The organism is Flavobacterium sp. J27, assembly GCF_004303025.1.
Taxonomy (GTDB): Bacteria; Bacteroidota; Bacteroidia; order Flavobacteriales; family Flavobacteriaceae; genus Flavobacterium.
This window is the reverse complement of the sequence record NZ_PJQW01000027.1, coordinates 1-3093: the sequence shown is the minus strand read 5'-3', so window position 1 is coordinate 3093 and position 3093 is coordinate 1. Positions and strand designations below refer to the sequence as shown.

Genomic DNA, 3093 nt, shown 5'->3' with positions numbered 1-3093 from the left:
TATCTTTTTAATGAAAAATGTGCTTTAAATACTTTGTTTTGTTGGTTTTCTTGATATTCTACAGTAAACCAATAATCAGTAGATGGCAAGTCTTGTGCATTAAAAGTTCCATCCCAACCAGTTCCTAATGGACTGATTTCTTTGATTAATTTACCGTATCGGTCAAAGATATAAATTTTTGCGTTAGGTTGGTCTCTCAAGGTAAAAATATTCCAATAATCATTATACCCATCTCCGTTCGGTGTAAAGAACTTAGGATAATCTATAATTAAAATCTCTTTTGTTAAGTAAGTACAACCTTTCTCATCTACAACTGTTAACTGATGTGTCCCCGAACTAACGCCTGTAAACACACTAGAACCTTGCAAATCCTGATCATCTAGTTGATATAAATAACTACCATTCCCATCTATTACAGTTATAGTTACTGTAGCATTATCTGTAAAGGCATCTGTTACTGTATATGTAAAATCTGTCGCATTATTAATCTCCGTTACCCCTACTATATTAGAAATATTCTCACAGTTTGTCGTTGTATTTTGTACCAAAACATAATATTCTCCTGCCGCTTCTGCTGCATAAGTACTTTGGGTGGCTCCTGAAATAACATTCCCATTATAATACCATGTAAACTGGTAATTAGATGTATTTGAAATACCAGAATCTAATAAATGGCTTTGGAAGACTAAGCCTGTGGCTAATTCCACACATATAGAACCATCCTCTAAAACAGGATTTGGTAATGGATTTACATAAATCGTAAAATCGGTATAAGCGCCTCTACATCCCGTTGAAGAAACACTCCAAACACGGTATACAACAACTCCTTGTACATCTCCAGTTGTGGTTAAAACATCTGGTATCTCAAAGGGTGCGCTACTAGACGAACCACTATTGGCTCCCGAAACACCACTTACACTCTGAACAATCCATTCTACTGTAGTACCAGCTAAAGTTGGCGTTCCTAACTGAATATCAATAACATCCGATACAGCTTCTCCACTACACATATTCGCATCTGGTGAAGATACCACTGCCCCTGGAATGGCATTTACTGTAATAACACCACTCGTTTCCATTTGACCTGTACAACTTCCTAAAACTGGAGTGATTTCAAAATACAAATCTCCTGATTGGGTAATATCTGATACTGCAACACTCATATCTATGTCACTAGTTGTACTTCCTGAACTTGTTCCTGATGTAATAATAACACCATTTAATATCGCTGTCCAATTGTATGTTACATTCGATAAATTTCCTGATATTGAAACATGGATAGACTCTCCTGAACAAACTGACGTACTCGCTATAGCAATATCTGTAATTACTGGTACTGGAGTAACGGTAACTATATATTGTTCAGCAACTCCATTACAACTACCTCCACTTAATGTAGGGGTAATTTGCATTGTAATATAGCCCACATTCAATGCATTTTGTAGGTTCGCTATTTGATTAATATTCGTCTGATCTCCTGTCTGAACATAAGTCGTATTATCGATATTCGTTATTGTCGCATTCCAAACATAAGTCGTTGTATTATTCAAAGTAACCACAAAATCTGTTGCCGTTCCTGAACAAATAGTACTACTATAACTAACATTCGTTATCGTTGGTGTTGGTGTAATGGTTATCGTTTCACTATCACTTACTGCCTGTGAACAAGATGGTGTGGTAGCTGTAGCTACACTTGTAATACTATATGTGGTATCTACTGTTAAATTAGCCGTGGTATAGTTGGCTGCTCCTGAAGCATCTAATGTTACCGTATAACTTGCCAAACCATCTGTAAACGAAACCGTAGCATTTGGTGTTCCTGTAAACAATAACGTTGTACTTCCATTATTACAAACCGCATTACTTTGAGCATCAATACTTGCTGTTGGTAAAGCAATTACTGAAATCGTAACCGTAGTATTCAACGTAGCACTACAACCTGTCGTCACATTGGCAATTTGAGTTACTGTAAGCGTTTGATTTGTTGTAGCCCCTGTTATAACAACTGTAGCAATTCCAGATCCTGGTATTAAAATAGTATTAGATACTGAATTTAAAGTATAACTTACTTGGGCTCCTGAAGTGCCTGATATAGTAAATACTGCGTCTTGACCCGAACAAATAGCTCCATTACCCGTTAAAGAGGTAAATTGTGGGGTTGGATTTATGGTTACTGTAAAACTATTTTCATCCGTACAATTTGGTGTCGTACCCGTCTCTGCATAAACATAGATTAGTTGGGTTGTGGTAACTGCTGTACCTGCACTTAGCATCGTACCGCTTCCTCCTGATCCTGTATAGTAATTACCTACCGTTAAGGCTGGCAACACATAACTATCACATGCTACTACATCTACTGGAGCATCGGCTACTGGCGTCGTATTTATCGTTACCGTAAAACTATGCTCATCAGTACAATTTGGTGTCGTACCTGACTCTGCGTAAACATAGATTAATTGAGTAGTAGTAACTGTAAAGCCTGCATTTAACATCGTACCTGTTCCGCCTGGACCTGTATAATAATTCCCGTTTGCTAAAGCTGGTAATATATAACTATCACAAACCGTAACATCTGATGGCGCATCGGCTACTGGCGTCGTATTAATCGTTACGGTAAAACTGTTCTCATCAGTACAATTTGGTGTCGTGCCTGTCTCAGCATAAACATAGATTAATTGGGTTGTGGTAACTACAAAACCAGAACTTAACATAGTCCCTGTTCCTGCTGCTCCTGTATAGTAATTACCTACCGTTAAGGCTGGTAATACATAACTATCACATGCTACTACATCTACTGGGGCATCGGCTACTGGGGTAGCATTTACCGTTACCGTAAAACTATGCTCGTCGGTACAATTTGGTGTCGTGCCTGACTCTGCATAAACATAGATTAGTTGGGTTGTGGTAACCACAAATCCTGAATTTAACATCGTGCCTGTTCCACCTGGACCTGTATAATAATTCCCGTTTGCTAAAGCTGGCAATACATAACTATCACAAACCGTAACATCTGATGGCGCATCGGCTACTGGTGTCGTATTGATTGTTACCGTAAAACTATGCTCGTCGGTACAATTTGGTGTCGTGCCTGAC

Annotated in this window: 1 protein-coding gene; it reads right to left on the bottom strand. The window is 38.3% G+C overall.

The genetic code is table 11. The features are described 5' to 3' along the window. Positions 1-3093 (bottom strand): T9SS type B sorting domain-containing protein (locus CX675_RS19585; RefSeq protein ID WP_130736950.1); only part of this gene is annotated, 3093 nt, incomplete at both ends.